19 protein-coding genes and 2 pseudogenes are annotated in these 20,982 nt (G+C 70.2%); 11 read left to right on the top strand and 10 right to left on the bottom strand.

All coding sequences use genetic code 11. The annotated features are described in order from the left end of the window. The first annotated feature begins 324 nt into the window (after positions 1-324). Positions 325-1,623 (top strand): MFS transporter, encoded by a 1,299-nt coding sequence (locus BJY18_RS09305; protein WP_184779435.1) that lies wholly within the window; start codon positions 325-327, stop codon positions 1,621-1,623. After that, positions 1,620-3,839 (top strand): alpha-N-acetylglucosaminidase, encoded by a 2,220-nt coding sequence (locus BJY18_RS09300; protein ID WP_184779433.1) that lies wholly within the window; start codon positions 1,620-1,622, stop codon positions 3,837-3,839. Before BJY18_RS09305 ends, BJY18_RS09300 begins: the two co-directional genes overlap by 4 nt. A gap of 28 nt (positions 3,840-3,867) precedes the next feature. On the opposite strand, the gene BJY18_RS09295 is transcribed toward BJY18_RS09300, so the two are convergent. Continuing rightward, on the bottom strand, positions 3,868-4,437 hold the full coding sequence (locus BJY18_RS09295) for a TetR/AcrR family transcriptional regulator (protein ID WP_184779431.1): 570 nt from the start codon (positions 4,435-4,437) through the stop codon (positions 3,868-3,870). Between the two features lie 93 nt (positions 4,438-4,530). Between BJY18_RS09295 and BJY18_RS09290 the strand changes: the two genes are divergently transcribed. After that, positions 4,531-5,166, top strand: coding sequence for a cysteine hydrolase family protein (locus BJY18_RS09290; RefSeq protein WP_184779429.1), 636 nt, complete (start codon positions 4,531-4,533; stop codon positions 5,164-5,166). Between the two features lie 34 nt (positions 5,167-5,200). Here the strand turns inward: BJY18_RS09290 and BJY18_RS09285 are convergent, their stop codons facing one another. Continuing rightward, positions 5,201-6,289, bottom strand: a complete 1,089-nt coding sequence (locus BJY18_RS09285; protein WP_184779427.1) for a Gfo/Idh/MocA family protein — start codon at positions 6,287-6,289, stop codon at positions 5,201-5,203. A gap of 155 nt (positions 6,290-6,444) precedes the next feature. On the opposite strand from BJY18_RS09285, the gene BJY18_RS09280 reads away from it, so the two are divergent. Both BJY18_RS09280 and BJY18_RS09275 read left to right on the top strand, forming a co-directional pair. After that, the gene (locus tag BJY18_RS09280; protein ID WP_184779426.1) at positions 6,445-7,350 is read left to right on the top strand and encodes a helix-turn-helix transcriptional regulator; all 906 of its coding nucleotides are present in this window, start codon (positions 6,445-6,447) and stop codon (positions 7,348-7,350) included. Between the two features lie 53 nt (positions 7,351-7,403). Further along, positions 7,404-7,970 (top strand): TetR/AcrR family transcriptional regulator, encoded by a 567-nt coding sequence (locus tag BJY18_RS09275; RefSeq protein ID WP_184779424.1) that lies wholly within the window; start codon positions 7,404-7,406, stop codon positions 7,968-7,970. On the opposite strand, the gene BJY18_RS09270 is transcribed toward BJY18_RS09275, so the two are convergent. After that, complete coding sequence (locus BJY18_RS09270; protein WP_221457651.1) at positions 7,939-9,150, bottom strand: MFS transporter; 1,212 nt, start codon at positions 9,148-9,150, stop codon at positions 7,939-7,941. The two genes, BJY18_RS09275 and BJY18_RS09270, sit on opposite strands and share 32 nt — an antisense overlap. Before the next feature lie 125 nt (positions 9,151-9,275). Further along, positions 9,276-9,911 (bottom strand): TetR/AcrR family transcriptional regulator, encoded by a 636-nt coding sequence (locus BJY18_RS09265; protein WP_184779422.1) that lies wholly within the window; start codon positions 9,909-9,911, stop codon positions 9,276-9,278. Between the two features lie 80 nt (positions 9,912-9,991). Between BJY18_RS09265 and BJY18_RS09260 the strand changes: the two genes are divergently transcribed. Then, on the top strand, positions 9,992-13,057 hold the full coding sequence (locus BJY18_RS09260) for an alpha-mannosidase (RefSeq protein WP_184779420.1): 3,066 nt from the start codon (positions 9,992-9,994) through the stop codon (positions 13,055-13,057). A 246-nt stretch (positions 13,058-13,303) separates the two neighbouring features. On the opposite strand, the gene dmpG is transcribed toward BJY18_RS09260, so the two are convergent. The 5 genes from dmpG to BJY18_RS09235 all read right to left on the bottom strand — a co-directional run bounded on the left by dmpG (position 13,304) and on the right by BJY18_RS09235 (position 17,697). Further along, positions 13,304-14,317 (bottom strand): 4-hydroxy-2-oxovalerate aldolase, encoded by a 1,014-nt coding sequence (dmpG, locus tag BJY18_RS09255; RefSeq protein ID WP_184779418.1) that lies wholly within the window; start codon positions 14,315-14,317, stop codon positions 13,304-13,306. After that, complete coding sequence (locus BJY18_RS09250; RefSeq protein WP_184779416.1) at positions 14,314-15,246, bottom strand: acetaldehyde dehydrogenase (acetylating); 933 nt, start codon at positions 15,244-15,246, stop codon at positions 14,314-14,316. The genes dmpG and BJY18_RS09250 overlap by 4 nt, the downstream gene beginning before the upstream one ends. Then, positions 15,243-16,034, bottom strand: coding sequence for a 2-keto-4-pentenoate hydratase (locus tag BJY18_RS09245; RefSeq protein WP_184779414.1), 792 nt, complete (start codon positions 16,032-16,034; stop codon positions 15,243-15,245). Before BJY18_RS09245 ends, BJY18_RS09250 begins: the two co-directional genes overlap by 4 nt. An 86-nt stretch (positions 16,035-16,120) precedes the next feature. Then, complete coding sequence (locus BJY18_RS09240; RefSeq protein WP_184779412.1) at positions 16,121-16,756, bottom strand: chorismate mutase; 636 nt, start codon at positions 16,754-16,756, stop codon at positions 16,121-16,123. Then, complete coding sequence (locus BJY18_RS09235; protein WP_184779410.1) at positions 16,747-17,697, bottom strand: oxidoreductase; 951 nt, start codon at positions 17,695-17,697, stop codon at positions 16,747-16,749. The genes BJY18_RS09240 and BJY18_RS09235 overlap by 10 nt, the downstream gene beginning before the upstream one ends. A gap of 101 nt (positions 17,698-17,798) precedes the next feature. Between BJY18_RS09235 and BJY18_RS09230 the strand changes: the two genes are divergently transcribed. From BJY18_RS09230 to BJY18_RS09220, 3 genes and pseudogenes are all read left to right on the top strand, one after another. Beyond that, complete coding sequence (locus BJY18_RS09230) at positions 17,799-18,227, top strand: organic hydroperoxide resistance protein (RefSeq protein WP_184779408.1); 429 nt, start codon at positions 17,799-17,801, stop codon at positions 18,225-18,227. A 240-nt stretch (positions 18,228-18,467) separates the two neighbouring features. Next, a pseudogene (locus tag BJY18_RS37980) lies at positions 18,468-18,797 on the top strand (VOC family protein); the annotation flags it as partial. 100 nt (positions 18,798-18,897) lie between these two features. After that, positions 18,898-19,272 (top strand): annotated as a pseudogene (locus BJY18_RS09220) (SDR family oxidoreductase); the annotation flags it as partial. 20 nt (positions 19,273-19,292) lie between these two features. Here the strand turns inward: BJY18_RS09220 and BJY18_RS37415 are convergent. After that, on the bottom strand, positions 19,293-19,490 hold the full coding sequence (locus tag BJY18_RS37415) for a BBE domain-containing protein (protein ID WP_312873797.1): 198 nt from the start codon (positions 19,488-19,490) through the stop codon (positions 19,293-19,295). Between the two features lie 180 nt (positions 19,491-19,670). On the opposite strand from BJY18_RS37415, the gene BJY18_RS09210 reads away from it, so the two are divergent. Both BJY18_RS09210 and BJY18_RS09205 read left to right on the top strand, forming a co-directional pair. After that, a complete protein-coding gene (locus tag BJY18_RS09210) occupies positions 19,671-20,264 on the top strand; it encodes a TetR/AcrR family transcriptional regulator (protein WP_184779406.1) in 594 nt (197 codons plus the stop codon). A 147-nt stretch (positions 20,265-20,411) separates the two neighbouring features. After that, positions 20,412-20,978 (top strand): hypothetical protein, encoded by a 567-nt coding sequence (locus BJY18_RS09205; protein WP_184779404.1) that lies wholly within the window; start codon positions 20,412-20,414, stop codon positions 20,976-20,978. Positions 20,979-20,982: the final 4 nt, after the last annotated feature.

Genomic DNA, 20,982 nt, shown 5'->3' with positions numbered 1-20,982 from the left:
GGTGGCGAGCAGGCGCTCATCGCACAAGACGATTCGCCGGGCGGCAGGGGTGATCGACACAGCCACCACGATCGCGGCGCGCGCGAGGGGCCAGCGTCGCGTCGCTCACGTCGGTGCCGATGCCGTTCTGCCCATGCGAGCCTCCTTGCTCGCAGAGTGGATCGCCTAACCGCATTCGGCCCTAAGCTGCCGCTGACTAGAACGTTCTGTCTTGACAGAACCGCGAGGATGGATCATGCTAATGGCGAGGTAGAACGTTCAGTCTCGTAGGGTTGTCTCCATCGCTGAAGGAATCGTCGTGGTCGCTGCCGAATCGCTTGGCCGATGACCGTCCGACTGGGCGGCGTCGACGGTCCGAATGTCCGGCCAGTACTACCGAAGTCCTCGCGAATGTGGCCGCTGCTGGCCTCGATGTTCGTCGTCAACATCTTCGGCTACGCGGCCATCGGCGGGGTGCTTTCGGTCCTGCTGCCGAGCCAGGTCCGGCTCGTCGCGGGGGACGGAGCACCCTCGGCGCTGGCCCTGATCACTGGAGTCAGCGCGATCGCCTCCCTCGCCGTGCCACCCCTCGTCGGGCTGTTGTCCGACCGCACGCGCAGCAGGTGGGGACGGCGGACCCCGTGGATCTTGTCCGGGGGACTCGCCACGGCCGCTTCGCTCCTCCTGCTCGGGGTGGCCGGCTCCGTCCCCGGACTGCTCGTCGGCTGGTTCCTCGTGCAGGGCACCGTGAACATCGGGCTCAACGTCGTTCTGGCGACGATCCCCGACCGGATCCCGCCGCGTCGTCACGGCCTCGCCAGCACGGTGCAAGGCTTGGGTCTGCCGGTCGGGAGTGTTCTCGGCGTCCAGCTCGGTGCGATCTTTGTGGACTCCGTGCTGGTCGGCTATGCCGTTCTGGCCGTCGCCTTCGCGCTTGCCGCGGCATTCTCGGCGTGGCTGGCCCGGGAGCCCCGGCGCAGCTCGCCCGACGGACGGCAACCGGCGTGGGTGGACGTGCGGAGAACCTTCTCCGGTCTCCGCTTCCGTGACTACCGCTGGGTTTTCGTGTCCAGGGCGGTGCTCTACCTGGGCTACAACATGGTCAACGGGTTCAGCCTCTACGTGCTACAGGACTTCATCGATCCGCCGCCGGGGGTGGCCCCGGCCGACGGAGTGGCCACCGCACTGACCATCAGCCTGGTGTTCGTCACCATCGGAACGGCCGGTGCCGGCCCGCTAGTGGACCGCCTCGGACAACACCGCGGCTTCGTGCTGGTGTCGTCGCTGCTGCTCTCCGCCGCCCTGTTCGTACCGGTGGTGTGGCCGACGTGGACCGGCTTCCTCGTCTGTGCCGCTCTGAGCGGCTTCGCGCTGGGGCTCTACCTCGGGGTGGACCTGGCGCTGGCCACCCTCGTCCTGCCGAAGTCCGACGCCGGGGGCCGCGATCTCGGCGTGTTCCACATCGCCCTGACCGCGCCCCAGGTCGTAGCGCCGTTCCTCGCGTCGCTCGCTGTGACGAGCCTCGGCGGCTACTCGGCGTTGTTCCTCATCGGCGGCGCCATCGCGCTGATCGGGTCCGTCGCGGTGTTGCGAGTCAACCCGAAAGCCGTGTCCCGGCACCAACTCCCCGAGGAGCCGACATGATCGCGCACGAGCACGCTGAGGCGGCGATTCGCCGGCTCAGCGGCCTGCCGGAGTCCGTCGTCCGGGTCTGCCTCACCCCGGACATCGAGGACGGCTTCCGTGTCCGGGTCTCCGACGGCGTACTGACCGTCGCCGCGTCCGGTGCCGGCGCCGCCGTCGCCGGGTACGCCGCATTCGCGCGCCGGACGGGTGCCGCCCACGTCTCGCGACTCGGCACCCGCCTAGTCGACCGCGAGCTCCCCGAGGGTACGGAACTCTCCGGCGACGCGACGATCCGCCGTCGCGTCGCCTACAACCTGACCGTCGCCGGATACACGACCCCGTACTACGACTGGACGCGATGGGAACACGAGATCGACCTGCTGGCGGCGGCGGGGGTGACCGCGGCGCACCTCACCCTTGGACAGGAGCTGGTCTACCTCACCACGTTCCTGCGGTACGGCTACGAGGAGCGCGAGCTCCTGCGGTGGCTCGGGCCGCCGACGCACCAGCCGTGGCTCTGGCTGAACAACATCCAGGACTTCGGCCGCGGCACCAGCCGAGCCCTCGTCGACGGCCGGGCGGCACTGGCCCGGCGGGTGATCGAGCGGATGCGCACACTCGACGTGGTTCCGATCCTGCCGGGATTCTCCGGCACGGTCCCACCAGGTTTCGTCGAGCACCGCGCTGACGCACGTATCGTCCCGCAAGGCCGCTGGTTCAAGGACGTTGTCGGCCCCGTGCGGCCGGACTGGCTCGACTCGGCCACTGACACCTACGCCGCCGTAGCCAAAGCGTTCTACGCCGAGCAGCGAGCGGCCTTCGGCTCGACCGGAATGTGGGCCGTGGACCTGGTTCACGAAGGCGGCCACACCGGCGGCACCGACCTGGGCTCGGCGGCCCGCGCGGTCCAGCAGGCGATGACCGCGGCCGACCCGGACGCGACGTGGGTCATGCAGGCCTGGGCCGGCAACCCCCGCCGCGAACTGCTCGAGGCCGTCGACGCCGATCGCGTAGTGGTCATCGACCTCACCGGCGAGGACCACCGCGAGGACGGGTTCGGCGGCCCGGAGTGGGTGCACGGCATCCTGCCCAACTACGGCGGCCGGACGGTGCTCTACGGCGACCTGGAAGAGGTGGCTGCTCTTCCACGCCGGTGGCGCGGCGCGAGCCGGCCGCCAGGGCTCACCGGGATCGCCGACATGGCCGAAGGCGTCGACAACAACCCGGTGCTGTGGGACCTCTTCCACGACCTCGCCTGGGCACCGGGCCCTGTCGAACTGCGCTCGTGGCTACCGGAGTGGACGGCGTCGCGGTACGGCGCGGCGGACAGCGGGGCCGACGAGGCGTGGCGGATCCTGCTGCGCACCGCCTACGGACCCTGGCGGCACGCGAATCGGGGTGGCCTCCCCGCCGAGACGGCACAAGCCTTGGCCGGCCTGCCGGTCGATGCCGCGGATGTTCGCGGCGCGCCGGGGTTCGCCGAGATGCTCGACCACGTGGAGGACGCCATGTCCGAAACCTCGTCGCCCTACGCGAGCACCGACTCGGTGCTCGCGGCAGTGCCTAGCCTGCAAGCGAACCAGGCGAGCCTGTTGGGACCGCGCGCCGCCGCCTACCCAGCCGGAGCCCTTGTCCCCGCCCTGCGGGCGTTGCTCGGTACCGCCGGGCGGCTGGACTCCCCAGGACTGTCCTACGACCTCGTCGACGTGGCCCGCCAGCTGGCGGACGACGTGGCCCGGGTCGCTGTCGGCACGATCGCGGCCGCCGCGCGCGCCCGCGATGTCAAGGCGTACGACGCCGGTGTCCAGCGCCTCCTCGACCTGATGGACGCACAGGACGGCGTGCTCGCGACGAACGAGCACTTTCTACTCGGCCAGTGGCTCGCCGACGCTCGCGCATGGGGCTCGACGGAGGAAGAGCGTGACTATCTCGCCGAGGAGGCCAAGCGCCTCCTGACGTCCTGGGGTTATAGGGATTCGGCCGTTCTGGCGGAGTACGCGACCCGCTCTTGGGCGGGTCTCGTGGGCGGCTACTACCGCTCGCGGTGGGCGCTCTGGCTCGGCGAAGTCCGTGCGACCCTCCTCGGTGAGCCGACCACGCCGATCGACTGGTACGCCCACGCCGACCGGTGGAACCGTGCGGACACCTCGTATCCCGACCACCCGGCAGGCGACTCACGTGCGGCGGCGGCTGCGGTCCTGGATCGTGCGATCGCGATTCTCGGGCACATTTGAGGTCGACCGGGGAAAGCCGGTCGGGGCATTAAGGCGTGACCAGGGCCATCAGTTCTTCGCGGACGGCGGTGAAGACGGCAGGGCTCTGCTCGACCCGGCTGATCGCGAGGGCCCCTTCGGCGGCGGTGACCGCCAGGATGGCGATACGGTCCGCGCGGGTGGCGTCGATGCCGTGGCTCGTGAGGCCGCGCACCAGGCTTGCGCACCAGGCTTGGAAGAACTCCGCTCCCGCCTGCCGGATCTCCGGCGCCTGCGCGGCGCGTTCGATCGTGATGGGGACGACCGGGCACCCGAGGACGAAGCCGGAGTCGGCGAACTCGGCGGCGATCCGGTCGATGCTCGTTCCCAGCAGGTCCGCGGCGGACGTACTTTCGGCCGCGACCTGATCGAGTGCTCCGAGCACCTGTGCGGTGCGCAGAGCGATGACCTCCCGGGCGATCTCGTCCTTGCCGCCCTTGAAATGGAAGGTGACTGACCCGCGAGGAGCGCCGGAAGCGTCGACGATATCGCTGATCGCCGTGGCGCCGTACCCCTTCTCGCGCATGGCCTGCAGCGACGCCTTGATGATGCGGTCGCGTGTGTCGGTCCGCTGGCCCATTCCCGAACCTCCTCGAGCTCTCGGGTGAATAGTACGCACATACGAGCACCCACGATGCTAGTATGTCCGTACGAGCTAGATAAGGAGTCCACCATGACCGTCTACCCAGCGGACCGCACCGCGCTGGTTGTCATCGACGCGACCAACGACTTCATTTCCGAGGGCGGCAAAGCCTGGCCTGGCCTCAAAGACGTGCTTGACGAGGTCGGCACCGTCGGCAACATGAAGCGCCTGCTGGACGTGGCCCGAGCGGCCGGGATCCAGGTGCTGCACGCCCCGATGGAGACCCAGCCGTGGGACTACGGGCCGTGGCGACACCGCACTCCCAGCCACGACGGCATGCTCGCGGCCCAGCTGTTCCAGGCCGGCACCTGGGGTGCCCGGTTCCATCCGGACTTCGTCCCCGTCGAAGGCGAGGTGGTGGCCACCCCGCACAAGACGTTCACCGCGTTCCACGGCACGGACATCGACACCCAGCTGCGCCAGCGCGACATCGACCATGTAGTCCTTTGTGGCCTGACCACCAACACGTGCGTCGACTCCACCGGCCGCGACGCGGTCGAGAAGGGCTACCACGTCACGTTCGTCACCGACGCCACCGCCACCTTCACGATCGAGATGCACCGAGCGACGATCGAACAGAACTGGCCCCGCTACGCCCATCGCATCCTGACCACCGACGACCTCGTCGGCGAGCTGATGCCGGCGACCACCTCCGGGCGACCTTGATTTCAGGAAATGCGCGGGCGATGCCGGCCCGCGCCTACCCGTCCGCCTTGGCCGCCGTCCAGCGGCGGCCGGTCTCGGCGGCACGGGCGATCGCCGCTATCAGTGCGGAGTTGTGGACGGCGTGCTGGAAACCCGGGGTGGTGTGCGTGCCCAGTGCCAGGTCGCGAGCCAGGCTCGCGTAGACCTCGGCCACGTTGAGCGCCGAAGCCGGCAATTCCCGGGCGACTGGCTCGTCCGGTGCTTCGAACGGCACGCTCGCCGTCAGTGCCAGATCTGCGCCCTGCACTCCGTAGATGGAGCCGCCGCTGAGCTTCAGCCATCCGTCGGAGCCGCGGAGCTCGAGGGTGAAGAGCGCGTCCTCGGGTGCGACGCCGCCCTGGGCGTCGATGGTGACGACCGCGCCCGAGGATGTCCGGGCCAGGACGTCGACCTGGTCGGGGACCTCCCGGCGGGTGGTTTCGCCGGTGTCGAGGAGGGTGGGGTTCGGCCAGAGGGTCGCGGTCCGGGCGTCGGCCTCGGTCAGGTCGCCGAGCACCGCTTCCACGATGTCCAGGGTGTGCCCGGCCGTGATGGTCATGAGGTTGGCGCCGGAGGCCGCTTGCTCGAAGTATTGGTAGGCCGCGAGGGCGACGGGGCCGAATCCCATTGAGGTGGACACGACGCGCGCATGGAGGGGCTTGCCTATGGCGCCCTTCGCAACCAGTTCGGCTGCCCGCCGCACCGCCGGGTTGAGGCGGCCCTGCAATCCGATGGCACTGTGCTGGGCCTGCGAGGCGGCGGCGATTTGCTCGGTTTCGGCCAGTGATACGCCCAGCGGTGCTTCGCAGTACACCGCCTTGCCCGCATCGAGCGCGGCGACGACGAGGTCGCGGTGTGCGGGGACCCGCACCGCGATGGTCACGATGTCCACCGAGCTGTCCGCGATCATCCGGAACGGGTCGGAGAACCATTGCGAAGCGCCGAATGCCGCTGCGGCCTCGCGCGCGCTTTCCTCACGGCGGGTGGCTACGGCGGACAATTCCACCGCGCCCACGCCCTGGATTGCCGGGATGTGGGACACCTGCGCCCAGCTCGCCTTCGTGTCGGCTCCGACGACCCCCACCCGAAAAACCCGCTCTGCCATTCACTTCTCCTTGCTCTGTGTCGCGACCGGAAACGGCGATCGACGCCGTCTCGTGGACGTCAGTCAACTCCCACGCCGGGTCGGCAACCAGGTCCGGAGCTGCCTGGTCATGGTGTGCCCAGGCAGAAAACGAATCTCCTTCTTAGACTGGTTTCATGCCCGCACAGCCAGCCCGGTCCCAGCCGGCTCTTTCGCCGCCGCGCGCCAATTCCAACCTGGCGCTGGGCTCCTTCCTGCGCTCGAGAAGGGATCGGCTCACCCCGGCTCAGGCGGGGATCACTGCGTTCCCGGGACTGCGCCGGGTGCCGGGCCTGCGGAAGGAAGAGGTCGCGGTGCTGGCCGGGATCAGCCCCGACCACTACAGCCGGCTCGAGCAAGGTCGTCAGGCCACGCTCAGCGAGGAGCTGTGCGACGCGCTGGCCCGGGCGCTGCGGCTGGACGAGTTCGAGAGCAGGCACCTCCGGACGCTGGCGGCGCGCTCGCCACGCAGAGCACGCTGGCGGCCCGCGCAGGTCGCGGACCCGGGATTGCTTCGGGTGATGACCGCGCTCGACGAGCTTCCGGTGCTGCTGCTGGGGCAGCGCACAGAGGTCCTGGCGCGCAATACCCTGCTCGACGCCGTCCTCGGCGTGGTCTTCGAACCGGGAGCGTCGTTCGTTCGCTGGCTGCTGCTGGAACCGGCGGCTCGCGAACGCATCACCAACTGGGACCACTTCGCCGCCGCCGCGGTCGGCAACCTGCGGTATGAGATCGGCCGGCACCCGGGCGACACCAAGCTTGCGGACCTCGTCAACGACCTGCGGGCAAGCTCGGCCGATGTGTCGCGGTGGTGGGACGAGCAGGGCGTCATCGACCAGACTTCGCTGGTCAAACGGATCCTGCACCCGGCGGCCGGCCCGCTCGAATTCGGTGTCGAGGCGGTCACCGCTCCGCACTGCCCGGACCAACGGCTGGTGATCTACACCGTGGAGCCCGATTCGCCGACTGCTCGGATTATGCCCTTGCTGCACAGCTGGACACGGTCACCGGAACAGACCCGGGTAACCGACCGGGGGGAGTGACTGCGGACAGTTTGCCCCATCCCCCAGGTCCGTTCCGGGAGTTTCCTCAGCCTTTGCGCAAGGATGCCGCCCGGAACCGGCACCGGATCATCGAGGTCGCCCGGCACTACGTCGATGACGGCAAGCCTCTGCAGCTCAACGACGTGGCGCGGACGGCATCCATCGGCGTGGCCACCGTCTACCGGCACTTCCATACGCCGGAAGCACTGCTGGAGACCGTCGCGCACCCGGCCATCGAGGAGCTGGTCCGGCGAGCCGGGCAGGCGCTGACCGAGCCGGACCCGTGGACCGCGTTGCGGGCTTTCCTCGCCGCCGCGATCGAGGCCCTGCTGACCGACCCGGCCGTGCCCCCGGTGTTCTCCGCGGTCACCGACAGCTTGGAGCACACCGGCGACCTCAAACGCGGGCTCGTCACCGCCTTCACCGAACTCCTGGCACGTGCGCACGCGGCGGAAGTGATCGATTCCCGTGTCACGGAGGCGGACATGGCCCCCCTGATGTGCGGCGTTGCCTTCGCCGCGAACGTCCACAGTGCACTCGACCCGGCGGGACGGGCCGCACACGGCCTGCGTTACCTCGAACTGCTCCTCAACGGACTTTCCGCACGCGCGTCACGCTGATCGCGCCGAGCACCCCGAAGACCGCGCCGCCCAGGAACAGGCCCAGGTAGCCGAACGAAGCGATCAGCGCGGGCGCCGCGACCGGGATGAGCGACTGCGGCAGGGACTGCGCGAGGTTCGCCACTCCCAGGTCCTTCCCGGCGGTCTCCGCGCTGGGCAGCACGTCGGCGATCAGGGCGAGCTCGACGGCGAAGAACGCGCCCAAGCCCGCGCCCAGAACCAGTTCGCCCGCGAAGACCACTGAGACCGAGGGGGCCAGCGCGATCACGGTCAGGCCGGCGATGGCGATGACCGACGAGATGATCACGAACAGCTTGCGGCGCCGGAGCCGGTCGGAGAGCCAGCCCAGCAGTGGGGCGACCAGGACGATCCCGATGGCGTTGGCGAGGATCGCCTGGAAGACGAGGGTCGGGGCGTCCTCGTCGGACACCCCGAACTGGGCGATGAGGAAGTACGTCAGGTAGCTGGTCGCGGTGAACTGCGTGGTCGTCAGGAAGAACCGCGTCAGCCAGGCCCAGCCGAGGTCAGGGTACTTCCGCGGGTTGAACACGAACGAGCCGAACAGGGACCTGAGGTCGAACGGCTCGCGGGGGCCCGCGGGCCGGACGCGGTCCTTGACCGGGGCGATCACGGCGACCATCAGCACGGTGCCGATCAGGCTGGGAACCAGGTACTGCCCGAGGCCCGCGGGGAAGAGCTGGACGAAGAAGGTCGCGGCGACCCCGCCGACGTTCTGGGCCAGGCTGATGAACGACGCAGTGCGCCCGCGCCGCCCCGGGCCGATCTGGTCCGGGAGCATGGCGACCAGCGCGGCGAGCGCGAAGTTCAGCCCGATCTGCGCGATGCTCCAGCCGATGAGCACCACGGGCACGCTGGGGGCGAACGCGATGAGGACGATCCCCGCGTAACCGATCGCGGCGCCGGAGAAGATCCACGGCTTGCGCATGCCCAAGCGGCTGGTGGTGCGGTCGGAGAACCGGCCGGCGAGCGGATTGGCGAGCAGCGAGAAGAACGCGCCGACGCCGAGGATCAGGCCGAGGTCCGCCGCCGCGCCGGTCAGGTCCAGTTCCCGCAGCCGGAGCGCGATCGTGATGACGAGCGGGGGCACCAGCGCGATGGAGAAACCCAGGAGGGCCAAGGGAATGGCGAACTGGGGGTAGCGCGACGGCCGCGGGGACACGGCCACTGGTCTGGCGTCGGTTAAGGGGTTCGACTCGTCCACGGTGACTTCCCTCGGCAGGCGTGCCGGGGCGCGGTGCCCCGGAGGGGAGCCAACGTAACACCGAAAAGTTCCAAGTGGAACTTTTACTTTCCGACGGGCTTCAGCAGGTGCTCCAGGAGCGTCATGCCGGCGTGCAGGTCCACTCGGGAATCGAGCAGGCACTGCGTCGAAAGCCCGTCCATGGTGGCGATCACCAGGGAGGCCGCCACCTCCGGGGAGATGTCGTCCCGCACGGTGCCCGCGGCCTTGGCGAGCCGCAGGATCAGCAGTGCCTCCCGGCGGATGGATTCGTAGCGCTCGACGAAGAACGTGCGCGAACGTTCGTTGCCCGGCTCGAGTGCGCGGGCGACCATGCTGTGGCGCAGGGCGACCAAGCCTGGTGCCCGGGTGACGTAGTCCTCCAGGTGGGACGCGAAATCGATCGACTCGACCACGTCGACGCGGGCGTCGGCCAGTGCCTGCCGGTCCTTTTCGTGCAGTACTTCGAGAAAGAGCTCTTCGCGCGTGTCGAAGTACCGGCGGAGGGCGGCGTGGCTGACGCCGATCGCCTCGCCGATGGCGCGCAGGCTGGTGCCTTCGAAGCCGAACTCGGCGAACACCTCGATGGTCCGGTCGAGGATCTGCTGCCGGCGGTGGATGCCCTTGGGGTACCGGCCGCGCTTCGCGGTGTCCTTCGCCTCGGCGTCGCCGGGCTCCCCGGCACGCTTGCCTTGCGACACGTTCGCCTCCTCGTCGGATGTCCGGCCCAACGTATCAAGACAAAAAGCTCCACGTGGAACTTTTCTGATACGGTGCGCCCATGCATGACAACGTCGCCCAGGTCGAACAGCGCGTCGGCGCCACCGTCCGCGATTTCGTGGCGCCCGCGCTGTTCCGCCGGACCGCCCCCGTCGACATCACCGCGTGGGAGGTGCCCGACGAACCCGTCCCGTTCGCGGACGCCGTGCGGCAGGAGTTCGAGCCGTTCGAGGCCGGCCAGGCGTGGAGCAAGCCGTGGGGGACCACGTGGTTCCACCTCACCGGCCCGGTGCCGGCGGGCTGGGGCCGCGCGGGCACCACCGTGCAGCTGTTCGTCGACCTGGGGTTCTCCAGCCTCATGCCGGCCTTCCAGGCGGAAGGCCTGCTGTACCGGCCGGACGGCACGATCGTGAAGGGCGTCGAGCCCTTCAACCACGTCGTCGACGTCGAGGGCAAGTCCGTCGACCTCTACGTCGAAGCGGCGTCCAACCCGAACATGCTCGAGCACTTCTTCGTCTCGGCCGCCCCCGCGGCGCCCGGCGGGATGGCGGCGGCCCTCCCCGGGACCTTCCTGCCGGCGCCGCCCGCGCACACCGCCCGCCTGGGCAGCAAGGCCACGGCCGGCTCGGCGCCGATCTACACGCTGCGCAGCGTCCTGCTCGTCGAGCGCGATCTCGAGGTGGACGCGCTGCTCGCCGACGTCACCGTCCTCACCGGACTCATGCGCGAACTCGAACCCAGCCTTCCGCGCCGGGCCGAAATCCTCCGCGCGCTCGAGCGGATGTGCGACGCGATCGACCCGGACGACGTCCGCGGGAGCGTGGCGGCCGCCCGCCGGGAACTCGCCGCCGTGCTGGCCGCGCCGGCTCACGCGACGGCGCACTCGATCGTGGCGGTCGGCCACGCGCACCTGGACTCCGCGTGGTTGTGGCCGACGCGGGAAACGGTCCGCAAGTGCGCGCGGACGTTCTCCAACGTCCTCGACCTGATGGACGCCGACCCCGGCTTCACCTTCGCCTGCTCCAGCGCGCAGCAGTTCGCGTGGGTGAAGGAGTTCTACCCGCAGCTCTTCGACCGCATCCGGGAGCGCGTGGCCGAAGGCCGGTTCGTCCCCGTGGGCGGCATGTGGGTGGAGAGCGACACGAACATGCCCGGCGGCGAAGCCCTGGTGCGCCAGTTCCTGCACGGGCAAGGCTTCTTCCTCCGCGAGTTCGGGCTGCTCTCACGCGAAGCCTGGCTGCCCGACTCGTTCGGCTTCACCGCCGCGTTCCCGCAGATCGCCCGCTCGGCCGGCACGGACAGCTTCCTCACCCAGAAGATGTCCTGGAACGACACGAACCGCATGCCGCACCACAGCTTCCTGTGGGAGGGCCTGGACGGCAGCCGGATCTTCACCCACTTCCCGCCGAACGACACCTACGGTTCCGACCTCGGCGCCGCCGACCTCGCCAAGGCGCAGCGCCAGTACGCCGAAAAGGGCGCGTCGAACGTCTCCATGACCTTGTTCGGCTGGTACGACGGCGGCGGCGGGCCGACCCGCGAGATGATCGCCGCCGCGCACCGCACGCGGGACCTCGAGGGATCACCGCGGGTGACGCTGGGTTCCCCGGCCGAGTTCTTCGCCGAGGCGAAGGCGAACCTGGCCCGGCCCGACGTCTGGTCGGGCGAGATGTACCTCGAAACGCACCGGGGGACCTACACGTCGCAAGCCCGGACCAAGCGCGGCAACCGCCGCAGCGAGCACCTGCTCCGCGAAGCCGAGCTGTGGAGCGCGACCGCGGCCGCCCGCGGGCTGCTCGACTACCCCTACGAGCAGCTGGACGCCGTCTGGCGCACGGTGCTCCTCCAGCAGTTCCACGACATCCTGCCCGGCTCCGCGATCGCCTGGGTGCACGAGGAGGCCGAGGAGAACTACCGGCGCGCCGGCGAGGAACTCGAAGCCGTCATCGCGGTCGCCCAGCGTGCCCTCGCCGGGGAAGGGGAGACGACGGTCGTGTTCAACGCGGCTCCGGTGGCGGACGGGGACGTCCGGCCCTTGGCCGCGGCGGTGGGGGGTACGAAACCGGTGGTGCGGCCGAAGGCCGTCCCCGACGGCCACCTCCTCGAGAACAGCCGCATCTCCGCGCGGTTCGACGCGGCGGGCTTCCTGGTCTCGCTGGTCGACGTCGCCTCGGGCCGCGACCTGATCCCGCCCGGCGAGGTGGCTTCGCTGCTGCAGGTCTTCCGGGACAAGCCGAACCTGTTCGAAGCGTGGGACATCGACCGCTCCTACGCCAACACCGTCACCGAGCTGCGTGCTCCCGCCGAGGTCCGGATCGTCGGCGACGCCCTGACCGTGCGCCACACCCACGGGAAATCCGAGATCGTCCAGCGCTTCCGGCTCGCCGCCGACGCCGGCGAGCTGCAGATCGAGACGGCGGTCGACTGGCACGAACAGGAAAAGCTGCTCAAGCTCGCGTTCCCCGTCGACGTGCGGGCCGAGCACTACGCGTCCGAGATCCAGTTCGGGCACGTGCTGCGGCCGACCTACACCAACACGTCGTGGGACGCGGCCCGGTTCGAGACGGTCGCCCACCGCTGGGTGCACGTGGGCGAGCCGGGGTTCGGGGTGGTGATCGCCAACGCGTCGACGTACGGCCACGACGTCACGCGCACGACCCGCGACGACGGCGGAACGACCACGCTGGTGCGCCAATCCTTGCTGCGTGCTCCGAAGTTCCCGGATCCGGACGCCGATCAAGGCGCCCATGTCTTTCACACCACGATCGGCTTCGCGGCGACCCCGCTCGAGGCGGCGGCCGCCGGCTACCGGCTCAACCTGCCGCAGCGCGGCGTGCGGGGCGACCACCCCGTCGAGCCGATCGCGACGGTGTCCTCTCCGTCCGTGCTCGTCGAATCCGTCAAGCTCGCCGAGGACCGTTCCGGCGACCTCGTCGTTCGGCTGTACGAAGCGCAGGGGGCCCGGGCCGAGGTCACCGTCGGGCTGGGAGCGCCGTTTTCCTCGGCGTGGCGGACGGATCTACTCGAGCGGGACCTGGGTGAACCGGCGTGGTCCGGGAACGAGCCGATCACGCTGGAGCTGCGGCCGTTCCAGATCACGACCATCCGCGCGCGGCTGACGCGCTGAGGACCGCGGCGGCGGGCCGACATTGGTCGGCCCGCCGCCGCGGTCGTTCACCCGGACCGTGGTCCTTCAGCTCGTTCGCCCAGCCGCGCGTGAGCGTGCGCATGGCAGTCTTGAACGCCGCGTATGCACCGACGCATGCGGTGGGCCAGCCGTCTCGACGACATCGTCGACCATCGAGGCCCACTCGTTCACCAGCGGGACCTCAGCCCTGGTCATCCTCGCCGAACTGATCGCGCGCGAGGCAGGTCAGGACTTCTCGGTGGCGGCCAGGTCGAGCGCGATGTCGGTGATCATGTCCTCCTGACCGCCGACCATGCCGCGGCGGCCGACCTCGACGAGGATCGCCCGGGTGTCCAGGCCGTAGCGCACCGCGGCCGCTTCGGCGTGGCGCAGGAAGCTGGAGTAGACGCCCGCGTAGCCGAGGCTCAGCGTCTCGCGGTCGACCCGGACTTCGCGGTCCTGCAGCGGGCGCACCAGGTCGTCGGCGGCGTCCATCAGCGGGAACAGCTCGCAGCCGTGGTCCCAGCCCATCAGGTCGGCCACGGCGATGAACGCTTCGAGGGGGCAGTTGCCCGCCCCCGCGCCCTGCCCGGCCAGGGAAGCGTCGACCCGGACCACGCCGTTCTCCACCGCGACCACGCTGTTGGCGACGCCGAGGGCGAGGTTGTGGTGGGCGTGGATGCCGATCTGCGTCTCCGGCTCGAGGACGTCCCGGTAGGCGCGGACCCGGTCCCGGACGCCGTCCATCGTGAGGCGGCCGCCGGAGTCGGTGACGTAGACGCACGCGGCGCCGTAGGACTCCATCAGCTTGGCCTGCTTCGCGAGTTCGCCCGGCTCGGCCATGTGCGACATCATCAGGAACCCGGCGACGTCCATGCCCAGGTCGCGGGCGGCGCTGATGTGCTGGGCGGAGATGTCGGCTTCGGTGCAGTGCGTGGCGACGCGGACCGAGCGGACGCCGAGCCGGTGCGCCTCCCTCAGGTCGTGCAGCGTGCCGATCCCGGGCAGCAGGAGCGTGGTGGGGATGGCGGTGCGCGTCACGTCGCAGACCGCCTCGATCCACTCCCAGTCGGTGTGCGCGCCGACGCCGTAGTTGATGCTGGAGCCGGAAAGCCCGTCGCCGTGGGCGATTTCGATGGCGGCGACGCCCGCGGCGTCCAGTGCGCCGGCGATCGCCCGCGCCTGCTCGACGGTGTAGTGGTGCCGGATGGCGTGCATGCCGTCCCGCAGGGTCACGTCCTGGATGTACAGGTCGGTCATCGGACTGCCTCCTGGGCGGCCATGCGTTCGGCGGTCCGCAGCGCGGCCGAGGTCATGATGTCGAGGTTCCCGGCGTAGGCCGGCAGGTAGTGCGCGGCGCCCTCGACCTCGAGGAACACCGACACCTGGACCGCCTCGCCCGCCGGGACCAGCCGGTGCAGCGGGTCGTCGGCGGGCACGCTGGCGAACTGGACCTTCTGCTTGAGCCGGTAGCCCGGCACGTACGCCTGGACCCGCCCGACCATCTCTTCGATCGACGCCGTGATGGCTTCGGTGTCCACAGTGTCCGCATCGGACACGAGACAGTGCACGGTGTCCCGCATGATCAGCGGCGGCTCGGCGGGGTTGAGCACGATGATCGCCTTGCCGCGGGTGGCGCCGCCGACTTTTTCGATCGCGGACGCGGTGGTTTCGGTGAACTCGTCGATGTTGGCCCGGGTGCCGGGGCCGGCCGAGCGCGAGGAGATGGAGGCGATGATTTCGCCGTAGTGCACCGGCGTCACCGCGCCGACCGCGGCGACGATCGGGATGGTGGCCTGGCCGCCGCAGGTGACCATGTTGACGTTGGGGGCGTCGAGGTGTTCGCCGAGGTTGACCGGTGGGACGACGTAGGGTCCGAGCGCGGCCGGCGTGAGGTCGATGACGGTGCGGCCGAGGCCGCGCAGGACCTCGTCGTGGCGGCGGTGGGCGCCCGCGGAGGTGGCGTCGAAGACGTACTTGATGTCGGCGAATTCGTCCAGGCGGACGAGGCCGTCGACGCCGTCGTGCGTGGTGGCGACCTTGAGGCGGCGGGCGCGGGCGAGACCATCGGAATCGGGGTCGATCCCGGCCATGGCCGCGATCTCCAGCTGGTCCGACAGCTGCAGAATCTTGATCATCAGGTCGGTGCCGATGTTGCCGGAGCCGATGACGGCGACCTTCGCGCTCATGCGGCTTCTCCTGCGAAGGTGATCGTGACGTCGCCGAGGCCGGAGATCCGGGCGGTGAAGGCGTCCCCGGGCACGGCGGGGACCATCGGCCCGAGCGCGCCGGTCAGGACGATGTCACCGGCGCGCAGGGGTTCGCCGCGCCGGGCGAGGGTGGTGGCGAGCCAGGCGGCGGCGTTGAGGGGGTCGCCGAGGCAGTCGCGGCCGGTGCCCTGCGAAACAAGTTCAGTGCCGCGGTGCAGCTGCATCTCGACCTCGGCGGGCTCGACGTCGTCGAGGGTCTTGTGGGTGTCGCCGAGGACGAACAGGCCGGAGGAGGCGTTGTCGGCGATGGTGTCGACGATGGTGATGTCCCAGCCCGCGATCCGGCTGTCGACGATCTCCAGCGCCGGGGCGAGGAACGCGGTGGCCGCGCGGACGTCGGCGATCGAGCAGTCGGGGCCGGGCAGGTCGGCCCCGAGGACGAGCGCGATTTCGGCTTCGACCTTGGGCTGCAGCAGCCGGCCGATCGGGATGGTGCCGTCGTGGTCGAGGGCCATGTCGGAGAACAGCGCGCCGAAGTCGGGCTGGTCGACGCCCAGCTGGCGCTGCACGGCCGGCGAGGTCAGGCCGATCTTGCGCCCGACGAGGCGGTGTCCCGCCGCGAGCACGCGCTCGGTGGTGAGCTGCTGGACGGCGTAGGCCGCGTCGAGGTCACCGTCGGCGAAGAGGTCGCGGATCGGCGGGCAGGGGGTTCCAGCAGCGGTCGCGGACGCCAGCAGTTCGGCGGCCTTGTGGACAACGGCGTTCATGGGAGATTGCCTCCAGTGTGGGATGGTGCCGATTCAGGTGGTCGGCGGGAACATCGTGGGCAGATCGTTGACGCGGAGGTACGTGGCTACGCCGGGCTGACCGCGCACACGGAGTGCACGGCGGTGCCGAGCGCCTGGCGGTGCAGCGCGTCGAGCCGATCCAGGACGATCGCCGAGCCGGTGGCCAGTGCGAGCTGGACGGTGCACGGGATCCGGTCGGCGCGTACGTCCATAGTGGTCTTTAGGTGCGCGAGCAGCTCAGCGGTGAGCTGGTCGAGCCGCGCGCGGATCTGGCCCAGGTCCGGGCGAGTGGTCGGCGCTTGGTCCGGGTGCGTTGTCCAGCGGTCGAACAGCCCGCGCTGCACCACTTTGCTCGCGGTGATCTGGTCGCGGAAGAACGCTGCCGCCGCGTCCGGGTCGAGCCCGATGGCCCCGGCCTGCTCGCGGACCTGGTTCAGCACCTGCTCCTCCCGGGCGGGGTCGTCGATCGGTGAGTCGGTGCCGAACTTGGCCGCCGCCACGTCGTCGCCCACGCGCAGGCGTTCGACGACGAGGTCGGTCAGCGAGCCGAGCCGGCCAAGGGAGCCGTTCGCGGTGAGCGCGGCCCCGGTGGGAATTTCGGCGGCCGTCGCCGCGGGAACGGACAGCGTCATCGTGCCGGCCACCGTCAGAGCGGTGGCGGCGATGCCGCGGGCCACCTTGGTGCTCGTCTTCAACTGCATTTCTCGCTTTCCTGGAGGGGGAGGTAGGTGACGCCGGTGAGCCGCTCGGAGGCCTCCCACAATCGCCGCTGCAGGCGGATGTCGTGGGACAGGGCGCTGGAGGTGACCAGTTCGGGGTAGCCGGTGCGTCCGCGCGGGCCGAAGTAGTCGCCGCCTCGGGCGTGCGGGTCGGTGGCGGCTCGCAGCGGTCCCAGTGCGCCTCTCGCCGCGGTCTGGGACAGGGCGAGCGCGAGCGGGTTGATCTTGGGGTTGAGCGCGGCCCGGATCAGCGGGTTCATTTCGCGCCCGCCCTCGGTCCGGGCCAGGCCCGGGTGCCCGGCCACCGCGATCGTCGGGGCCCTGGCGGCCCGCAGCCGGCGATCGAGTTCGTGGGCGAACAGCAGGTTGGCCAGCTTGGCCCGGTTGTAGGCCGCCATGAACCGGTAAGCGCGGCCGGGCTCGGGATCGAGGCCGGCCGGCTCGATCGTGCCCTGCCGGTGGCCGTTGCTGCCCACCGTCACCGCGCGCGACCCGGCGGTGCCGGTGAGCAGGTTCAGCACCAGGCCGGTGAACGCGAAGGGGCCGAGGTGGTTCACGGCGATGGTCGATTCGAAGCCGTCTTCGGTGACCGCGTACCGCACGCGGAAGCCGCCGACGTTGTTCACGAGCAGGTCGAGGTGGTCGTACTCGTCGTGCAGCCGCCGGGCGGCGGCGCGGACCGACGCGAGCGACGCGAAGTCGACCAGCAGGGTCCGCACGACGGCGCCCGGGGAGCCGGCCCAGATGCGGTCGGCTGCCGCGGCCGCTCGGCTCGCATCGCGGCAAGCCAGCACGACGTCGGCGCCGCGGCGCGCGAGCGCGTCCGCGATCGCGAAACCCAGTCCGGTGCTGGCGCCGGTGACGAGGGCGGTCCGGCCGTGCTGTGCCGGGATGTCCTCGAAGGACCAGCGTTGGCGTGTCACAGGTACACCTTTCGTGTCTGTATGTAGCGATCACTATAGCAGAGCTCGGATAGAACGTTCGGTATCGCGGGAGTGTTCGCGATCGAGAAAGGACCCCCGGCATGACCAAGCCTCTGTACCTCGGCATCGCCACCTCGACCGGCGACGGCCGTACGGGAGGTCAGGCGCGGACCGACGACGGCCTGCTCGACATCTCCCTGGCGATCCCCAAGGAAATGGGTGGCCCCGGCGGTGCGACCAACCCGGAGCAGCTGTTCGCGGCGGGCTGGGCCTCGTGCTTCCACTCGGCGCTCAAGGCCGTTGCCGCTCAGCGGAAGGTCAAGGTCACCGACTCCGCCGTCGTCGCGGAGGTGCAGGTGCACTCGACGGACGAGGGCGGCTTCACCCTCAGCGCGGCGTTGCACGCCGAACTGTCCGGTGTGGACCAGACGACGGCCGACCGGCTCGTCGAAGGCGCCCACGCGATCTGCCCGTACTCCAATGCGACGCGTGGCAACATCCCGGTGACGGTCGACGCGACCGTCGCCTGAGCCGGGTGGCCGGGCCGGCCGAGGACCGCCGGCCCGGCGCTCCCGGTGGGGGAGCAGGGGCGTCGCGGACCTATCATGGCCGCATGGCGAGGGATTCCAGGTCCGCATCGACCGCCGCCGGTTGAGCAGCCCTCGCCGGCATCCCGGACGCCCAGCTGCGAGTGCTGCCGCACTGCCGGCACTGGGCCCGGTACGAGCGCGCGCCCGAGTTCAACTACGTCGTCCGCGAGTTCCTGCAGGGTGGCGCGGCCGCCGCGGCGGAGGGATGACACCGTGGGAATCCGGAAACTGGGTTACGTCGGTCTCGACGTCACCGACCTCGACGCATGGACCGATCTGCTCGTGCGCACGCTGGGCGTGGGCGTCACCCACGCCAAGTCGGGCACGGACGAGATCGTCCTCGCCGAGCTCGACGAGTTCAAGTACCGCCTCGCGCTGCGTCCGTCCACTGAGGACCGTCCGCGCGAGCTGGGCTGGATCGTCGATTCGGCCGGCGAGCTGGACCGGCTGACTGGGCGACTCACCGACGCGGGGTTCACCGTCGCGGACGGCTCCGTCGAGGAGAAAGAGCTGCGCGGTGCGACCCACCTGCGCTGGTTCACCGACCCGGTCGGCTACCGCGTGGAGCTCGCGGTCGGCGAAGCCAAGATGCGCCTCAGGGCCGACCGGCGTCACCGGCCTTTCGAGCATTCACGGCCTGCGGGCCAGCGCGTACAAGTCCGCCTACGTCAGTGCCGAGCACGGCCTGCTGGGACTGTCCAAAGTGCTCGCGCTGGAAGGCGCCGCCCACGGCGTCAGCAGCAACTGCGTGTGCCCCGGGTACGTGCGCACTCCGCTGGTGGAGAACCAGCTGGCGGACCAGGCGGCCGTGCACGGGCTGAGCACCGAAGCGGTGCTGTCGGAAGTGCTGCTGGCGAGGTCGGCGGTCAAGCGGCTGATCGAGCCGGGCGAGGTCGCCGGCGCGGTGGCGTACCTGTGCTCGCCCGAAGCCGATTCGGTCAGCGGCACCGAACTGGTCCTGGACGGAGGCTGGAGCGCCTCCTGACCAGGACCCGCTCGGGGCGGTCAGGTCATCGGCAACGGTGTCGCGGCGAAGACGCCGTCCGGGTCGACGGCGGCCTTGATACGCCGCAGTCGCGGCAGGTTGTCCCCGTGGACGTGCGGGATCTGGTCGGCCGCGTCCGGGCCGAGCAGGTTGGCGTACCCGCCGGGGAAGGCGTGGGCGGCCAGCGTGACGGAGGCCGCGTCCGCCCAGCCGCCCACGTGCTCGCCGACCCGGACCCTCTCAGCGGCCGCAGGTCCAGGGTCAACCCTCCGTCGGCCAGGATGGCGGATCGAACGTTCTCCTCATTGACTGTAGCGCTCACTCCAACGAGTGCGCCACCCAGCGAACTCGTGACTTGGAGTAGTGATACCGACCGTTCTATCTGCTACACTCGAAAGATGGTACGTACTGCTCGAAGCCGGGTCTCCGAAGCGCGGTCGAGGCTGCTCGCGACGGCCACGCAGATCTTCTACGCCGAAGGCCTGCACTCCGTGGGCATCGACCGGATCGTCGCTGAGGCGAAGGTCACCCGCGCCACGCTGTACCGGCACTTCCCGAGCAAGGACGACCTCGTCGTCGCGTACCTCGAAGGTGTCCACGAGATGGAGCGCGAGGGGATCGACAAGGTCATCGCCGGGGACTTGCCGGCGGGCGACGGGGTGCGGGCGATCGCCAAGTCGATCGCCGACGGTATCGGGTCGGCGCATTTCCGGGGCTGCGCTTTCCTTAACGCCGTGGCGGAATACCCGGACCCTGACCACACCGTGCACCGGGCCGTCCTCGCGCATCGCGAGTGGTTCCTGCGGACGGTCACGGACCTGCTGGCGCAGGTGGGTGACACCTCGCCGGAGCTTGCGGGGCGGCACTTCGTGATGTTGCGCGACGGCGCGATGGCGGCGGGCTGCCTGTCGGATCCCGCTGAGGTCTGCGACACGTTCCTCCGGGGTGTCGACGGCATCCTGCAGCACCGCCTCGAGTCCGCAGGGAAATGACCCTGCCGTAGGGGTAGAACGTTCAGTCTTGACGAGCGTGGAGTTCGTCGCTACGGTGAGTTGTGTACTGATCGCTCCATACAAGGGGTGATGCCGGGTTCCGCGTCGGCGGGCCCGTACGTGCCCGCCGGACCGAAGGAGACCCCCGTGAGCGTCGCTTCCAGTGCCCTCGCGGCGTCGTTGCGGCGGTTGTACTTCACCCGGTTCGCCTTCGCTTTCGTCTGGGCTGCGCTGGTGATCGCCACCGCGTCGGACCTCGGCCCAGCGGCCGTCGCGCTGCTGGTGCTATACCCACTGTTCGACGTCGCCGCGGCGATCGTCGACGCGCGGGCGGCGAAAGCGACCGGCTCGGTGCTGGCGCTGTACGTCAACGTCGCGGTCAGCCTGCTGGCCGCGGCCGGAGTGGCCGTCACGGCAACGTCCGGCATCCCCGGCGTCCTCCGCGTGTGGGGGAGCTGGGCCATCGTCTCGGGCCTGGCGCAGCTCGCGGTCGGGATCAGCCGCCGCCGGCTCGGCGGCCAGTGGCCGATGATCCTCAGCGGCGGCCTCTCGGTCATCGCCGGCACTTCGTTCGTCCTGCAGGCCGGGCGCGACGGGGCCTCGCTGGCCGCCATCGGTGGCTACGCCGTGCTCGGTGGCGTCTTCTTCCTCGTTTCGGCCCTTCGGCTCGGTACTGCCGCGAAGAAGGCGGCCCTGAGCGCCGGAACCGTCTGACGCA

The sequence above is a fragment of the Amycolatopsis jiangsuensis genome, from assembly GCF_014204865.1.
GTDB lineage: Bacteria > Actinomycetota > Actinomycetes > Mycobacteriales > Pseudonocardiaceae > Amycolatopsis > Amycolatopsis jiangsuensis.
Note: the sequence above shows the minus strand (reverse complement) of the source record. Positions and strands in the feature narration are given on the sequence as shown.